Raw genomic sequence first — 6,594 nt, 5'->3', positions numbered from 1 at the left:
AAGTTCATATCCCAAACGTGTGAGGCGATTTGCGTGCGACTAAGGACTTCGCCGTGTCGTCGCGCGAGGAAGTGGAGCAATGCGAACTCCCTGGGCGACAAGTCGATGCGTATTCCTCCTCTGGAGACTCGGTGACGCAAAAGGTCGATTTCCAAGTCCTCGATTTCGATACGCTCAGCTTCGCGCGTGGGTCCGCGCCGCAGCAGCGTCCGGGCCCGCGCCAGCAATTCTACGAAAGCAAAGGGTTTTGCGAGGTAGTCATCGCCGCCAAGCTCGAGCCCTTTCACTCTGTCCTCGACTTCATCGCGTGCGGTCAGGAAGAGCACGGGAGTATCTTTGTGTTCCCGGAGTTCCTTGAGCACTTCCCATCCGTTCATGCCAGGCAGCATGACATCAAGAATGACCAGATCGTAGTCCCCGTCGATTGCGTGGTGCAGGCCATCCCGTCCTGTCGACGCAAGATCGACAACGAAAGATGACTCGGTGAGGCCTTTTCGGAGGTACTCGCCAGTCTTAGGTTCATCTTCGATTACCAAGATCTTCATGTTTTCATCCTCAGCTGCACGGGCTCACAGCTCAAACGATGCCGCCGATGATAACGGCGCAGGTTCGCCTATTGGATGACAAGACTGTAATCGTTTCGTCCCCGTTTGAAAGGGTGTTGCGTACATAGAATCGCCGCTAATTCTGGATGACCGGCGCCGACAGCGCCTGGAGTGAACCATGTGGATTGTGCGGCTTGCGCTACGTCGGCCATATACTTTTGTCGTTTTGGCAATACTTTTGCTTTTGGGCGGGCCGTTGGCCATTCTGCGCACGCCGACAGACATTTTTCCTTCCATTGACATCCCAGTTGTTAGCGTCGTGTGGAGCTACAACGGCCTTTCTGCGCAAGATATGTCGCAGCGGATCGTGACAGGATATGAGCGCTCCCTTACGAACAGCGTGGATGACATCGAGCATATCGAGTCCCAAACGCTGCCGGGCGTAAGCGTTATCAAGGTGTTTTTTCACCCAGGGGCAGATATAAATCGCGCTATAGCCCAGACGACGTCCGGTGCACAATCGCTTTTGAAGACGATGCCACCAGGGACGACTGCTCCACTGGTGCTGAGCTACAACGCCTCGACCGTCCCAATCCTCCGGCTAGCCCTAGGCAGTGACACGCTTCCCGAGCAAGAACTCTACGATCTGGGTAACAGCTTTATCCGTACTCAGCTTGCAACCGTACAAGGGGCATCAATTCCTCTGCCATACGGTGGCAAGGTCCGCCAGGTGGCTGTCGACCTCAATACGGAAGCACTGCAGGCGCGAGGTCTGTCGCCTCTCGATGTGGTCAATGCGATTAATGCCCAGAATCTCACCTTGCCGGGTGGAACGGCAAAGATTGGCGCGCTTGAGTATCGGGTGGATCTGAATGGCAGCACCCAAACCATCTCGGCGCTCAACGGCTTGCCAATTCGCAGTGGGCCGGAAGGCACGGTCTACGTGCGTGACGTCGCGCAGGTACGCGACGGCTACGCTCCTCAATTGAATGTCGTTCGGCGTGACGGAAAGCGTTCGGCGCTCTTGGAGATCGAGAAGAGCGGGAACGCGTCGACGCTCTCCATCATCTCGCAAATCAAGGCAATGCTTCCAGACGTGACGGCCGGATTGCCGAAATCTCTGGTGGTACAACCTATCTCCGACCAGTCAATCTTCGTGACATCTGCTATTGACGGCGTGTTGCATGAAGCATTGATAGCCGCGTGCCTGACTGCGGCGATGATTCTGCTATTCCTCGGAAGCTGGCGCGCCACTCTCATTATTGCTGTCACCATTCCTCTGTCGGTCTTGGCTGCCCTCATTGCTTTGTCGGCGTTGGGCCAAACTTTGAACATCATGACGTTGGGCGGCTTGGCTCTTGCAGTAGGTGTGCTAGTAGACGATGCGACGGTAGCGATCGAGAATATTACGCACCACCGGGAGATGGGCAAGCCGCTGGAAGACGCGATCCTGGATGGGTCTGCACAGATTGCATTGCCGACGCTCGTATCTACCCTCTGCATTTGTATCGTGTTCTTGCCGATGTTCATGCTGAGCGGAGTCGCTCGTTACCTGTTCGTTCCGCTCGCAGAGGCGGTGGTGTTTGCGATGATGGCGTCATACTTCCTCTCGCGCACATTGATCCCCACGTTGGCCCACTATCTCTTCAGCCGGGAGCCTAGCGGGCATCATCCGGAAGGCCGCTTTGCCCGCTGGTTTTCTAACGTGCATTCCAAATTCGAGCAGAGTTTCGAGCGTGTCCGCCAGTCCTACGCAAATGTTCTGGAGCTTGCGCTGGGATCGCCGCGGCGCGCTATGGCACTTTTCGCAATGCTCTGCGTGTGCTCAATGACTTTAGTGCCGTTTCTGGGCCAAGACTTTTTCCCGGCAGTGGATAGTGGAGAGATCCGCCTTCATATGCGAGCGCGCACAGGTACGCGGATTGAAGAGACTGCGCGCCTGGTTGACCAGGTTGAGACGAAGATCCGCGAAACGGTGGGTCCTACTCATGTTTCGAGCATTGTGGACAACATCGGCCTCCCCGTCAGCGGCATCAACTTGACTTACGACTCCGCGCTGCCCATCGGAACCGGCGATGCCGAGATTCTGATCTCGTTGAATCCCTCTGCTGGAAAGTCTTCGGCGCTCATCGAAAAGCTCGATGCCGAGTTACCGGTGGCATTCCCAGGAGTGAGCTTCTCATTCTTGCCCGGCGATATGGTCAGCCAAATCCTGAATTTTGGCCTTCCTGCACCGATTGATGTGCAGATCGTGGGCAATAATGCTGCCGGAAACCGCACGGTCGCAGATGACTTGTTGCGGAAGCTGTCGGCCGTGCGCGGCCTTAGCGACCTACATCTGCAGCAACCGGATGATCAGCCTGCATTGACGGTGAACGTAGACCGCACCCGAGCGCTGCAGGCAGGGATGCAGCAACGTGACGTGGCACAGAACCTTCTTATCGCGTTGTCGGGAAGTAGCCAGACGTCTCCAAACTTCTGGCTGAACCCCAAGAATGGGGTGAGCTACCCGATGCTGATTTCGGTTCCGCAGTACGCCATGGACTCCCTCCAGACACTGTCGAATATCCCGCTTGGGAGTGGTGCAGAGACGCTTAGGCAGGGCGGTGCGGCACAGCTCGGCCAGTTTGGCACAGTCAATCGAAGCAGCCAGCCGGGTGTAATTTCCCACTACAACGTACAACCGGTACTCGATTTGTTTGGGTCTGTGCGCGGCCGCGACTTGGGAGCAGTGTCTGCGGACGTGCAGCGTGTCGTCGACAGTGTCCGTCCAGGCCTGCCGGGTGGCTCTCGCATTGTGGTTCGCGGCCAGGTCCAAACAATGCACGCTTCGTTTGTCGGACTGCTTACGGGACTGGCTGCGGCCATTGCGCTGGTCTACCTGCTGATGGTCGTGAACTTCCAGTCGTGGCTGGACCCGCTTGCCATTGTCGGCGCGTTGCCGGTCGCGCTGTCCGGGATGGCATGGATGCTATTTGCCACCTACACAACGATTAGTGTGCCTGCGCTGACGGGGGCAATCATGTGCGTTGGCATTGCAACGGCTAACAGCATTCTCGTTGTTAGCCGTGCCCGGGAGCTATTGAATGAAGGGAAGGGAGCCGTCGAGGCAGCGTATGAGGCAGGGTTCGGACGATTCCGGCCTGTCGTGATGACAGCCCTTGCGATGCTGTTCGGCATGGTTCCCATGGCATTGGGAGCGGGAAGTGCGGGCGCGCAAAACGCACCGCTTGGCCGCGTCGTTATTGGCGGTTTGGCCTTTGGAACCGTCGCGACCCTCGTGCTCGTCCCCACATTCTTCGCAGTCTTGCATGGTTGGCTCGAAAAGCGAGCCAGCTCGCACCAAAACACAGTGAAAGTGCAGAGTCTGGTATGACCCAAATTGAACGAGAAAACAATAGTCGCGTGCCGTTGTCCCGCAGACAGATCAAGATAGGACTCGCCGTGGGGGTAGTGGCAGCTGCAGCGCTGATTGTGGGAATCGTCCCTCGAGTGCATGGTGAGGCTGCTCTGCAGAAGCGCAGTATCGACGCACAGACTCCGGTTGTCAGCATTGTTTCCCCGAAACCGGCGGCGTCCTCGCAGGAGATCACGCTGCCTGCCGACGTGCGCGCCTATCAGGATGCGGCCATCCATGCGCGGGTGAATGGCTACCTTCGAAAGTGGTATGTGGATATCGGTACAGAGGTAAAGGCTGGCCAGCTGCTGGCCGAAATCGACGCTCCGGAAGTCGCGGACCAACTTCGGCAAGCACGCGCGGACGAAGAGACTGCCTCTGCCAACTACGCACTCGCGAAGACTACGGCCGACAGGTGGAAGGATCTGCAGTCCACCAACTCGGTAGCGCAGCAGGAAACCGACCAGAAGGTCGCTGACATGCAGGCCAAAGCGGCATTGCTAGCTTCGGCTCGCTCGAATACAGCGCGCGTCGCGCAACTGGCTTCGTACACGCAGATTCGGGCGCCGTTCGATGGTGTGATTACCGCACGGAACGTAGACGCCGGTGCGCTTATTGATGCGGGGAGTGCGCCTAACCAGGGGCGTGAACTGTTTCACATCTCGGCAGGCAACCGTCTTCGTGTCTATGTGCAGGTCCCACAGTCAGTGAGTGCAGCGGTTGCGCCAGGCACCAAGGCTTGGTTGGCGCTACCGCAATCGCCGGACCACCACTTCCCGGCCACGATTACGCGGACGGCGGGCGCAATGGACCCGGTGACCCGTAGTCTCCGAGTCGAGCTCGATGTGGACAGTCAGGGTGGAAAGATCCTCCCAGGTGCCTACGCCGAGGTCCATATCGTGCCGGAAGCGGATAAGGCGGGATTGGATCTACCCGCGAGTACGCTTATGTTTCCGGCCGGCGGAGCATCGGTGGCAATCATCGACCAAAACGGGATGGTTGCGATTCAGAAAATCCAGTTGGGACGTGACTTTGGTTCGCACGTAGAGGTCTTGGGCGGGCTGGCTGCGAGTGCCAAGGTTATCGTGAACCCGGGGGATGGGATTGTCGGCGGCGCGCGTGTGAGAGTGTCTTCGCCGCAGACGGTCGCGTCGCAAGGAGCTAAATCGTGATGAGGCTAGCCATAAGTGCGGTTTGTATATGGCTAGCGGGGTGCTCTTTCGCACCGACTTACCACATTCCGGAGATGGATCTTCCCGCGAAGTATGCAGAAGCGAGCGATCCAGTCCTGAGTCAGATTCCCGCTGAGTGGTGGACGTCTTACCATGACGACGACCTTGATGCGTTAATTCGACGCATCGATGTGACAAATCAAACGCTCAAGAGATCGATAGCCCTTCTGCAAGATTCCCGGGCCCAGGCCGATGCTGCACGCGCAGCGTACTTTCCGACAGCCGGCGCGAATGCCAGCGCTACCAGTAGTCATGTGTCGGCAAACGTAGTTGGACGGTCGCTGGCCGGTAAGACAACGCCCGACCGGCTTATCGGATTCAGTGCGACCTGGGAGCCTGACCTTTTTGGGCGAATTGGCAATGCCGTCGATGCGGCAACGTCTCGAGTGCAAGCAAGTGCGGACGATGTCGCCGCAGTTCGGCTGACCTTGCAGGCGGAAGTCGCTACGGATTACTTTGCGATCCGCTCGCTTGACCGCGAGGCATCGCTGCTAAGGCAGACGGTGGACGCTTATTCTTCGGTGCTCTCGATGGTCACTAACAGATATAAGGGCGGAATTGCGGCTGAGAGCGATGTTGCGCAGGCTCAAGCTCAGCGCGACAGTACTAACGCTCAATTGGCTGACCTAACTCTTGCGCGAACCCAACTGCAACATGCGCTCGCAACACTGGTGGGCGAGCCTGCCAGCACGTTTTCGATCGCACCACATGACGCCTATGGAACGCAACTTCCTGAAGTACCCGCCGCAGTTCCCAGCGAGTTATTGAAGCGACGTCCGGACATAGCTGCAGTAGAACGTCGTGTTTCGGCGGCCAGTTCCCAAATCGGTGTTGCTAAGGCCGCGTTCTTTCCGAGTCTCATGCTCAACCTGAGCGGAGGTGTCGAGAGCTCAGGCTTGGCCGGACTCCTTACGGCCCCAGGTCGCTTCTGGGCGGTGGGGCCTGCCTTGGCTGCGACAATCTTCGACGGAGGGAAGCGCCAAGCCGGCGTGGACAGTGCCCAGGCGCAATTCGATGCTGCTGCGGCCGACTACCGGCAGACCGTGCTAACGGCGGTCCAAGACGTGGAGGACAGCTACGCGGCCACGAGACTCCTGACGGAGGCTGCATCGAGTCAGGAAGCCGCAGTCCAGGCGTCGCAACGCGCGCTCGCGCAGGCGACGGATCGCTACAAGAAAGGCGCGGCGGCATACCTCGACGTTAATGTGGTGGAGGCAACGACGCTCACTAACGAACGCACTCTCGAGAGTATTCATCGACGTCAGTTGGTCTCTAGCGTAGCGCTCTTTCGCTCGCTTGGGGGAGGCTGGCAGGCTAAGGATGGGGCTGACGCTCAGAGTACCGCTGTCGACCCGTTGGCGACGTCAGAACCGGCGGCAACGGAAGGACTGCATTCAAAGCGTTAGTTGTCGCTGAACGC

At 58.2% G+C, this 6,594-nt stretch carries 4 protein-coding genes; 3 read left to right on the top strand and 1 reads right to left on the bottom strand.

Going from position 1 to position 6,594, the window contains the following annotated elements; all coding sequences use genetic code 11:
* Positions 1-545, bottom strand: a 545-nt coding sequence (locus WD006_RS29050; RefSeq protein WP_425648355.1) for a response regulator, incomplete at its 3' end; no start/stop codon positions are given.
* Positions 546-723: 178 nt separating this feature from the next.
* Here WD006_RS29050 and WD006_RS29045 point away from each other — a divergent pair.
* From WD006_RS29045 to WD006_RS29035, 3 genes are read left to right on the top strand one after another with little or no spacing between them, the layout of a single operon-like run.
* Positions 724-3,921 carry an efflux RND transporter permease subunit gene (locus WD006_RS29045; protein ID WP_104669971.1) on the top strand — a complete coding sequence of 1,066 codons (3,198 nt, stop codon included), beginning with the start codon at positions 724-726 and terminating at the stop codon, positions 3,919-3,921.
* Positions 3,918-5,114 (top strand): efflux RND transporter periplasmic adaptor subunit, encoded by a 1,197-nt coding sequence (locus tag WD006_RS29040; RefSeq protein WP_029307888.1) that lies wholly within the window; start codon positions 3,918-3,920, stop codon positions 5,112-5,114. Before WD006_RS29045 ends, WD006_RS29040 begins: the two co-directional genes overlap by 4 nt.
* Positions 5,114-6,580 carry an efflux transporter outer membrane subunit gene (locus WD006_RS29035; protein WP_035832769.1) on the top strand — a complete coding sequence of 489 codons (1,467 nt, stop codon included), beginning with the start codon at positions 5,114-5,116 and terminating at the stop codon, positions 6,578-6,580. The genes WD006_RS29040 and WD006_RS29035 overlap by 1 nt, the downstream gene beginning before the upstream one ends.
* Positions 6,581-6,594 lie beyond the last annotated feature (14 nt).

The organism is Cupriavidus sp. Met-2 (assembly GCF_049843575.1).
GTDB classification, from domain to species: domain Bacteria; phylum Pseudomonadota; class Gammaproteobacteria; order Burkholderiales; family Burkholderiaceae; genus Cupriavidus; species Cupriavidus metallidurans.
This window is presented reverse-complemented; position numbering and strand designations above follow the sequence as displayed.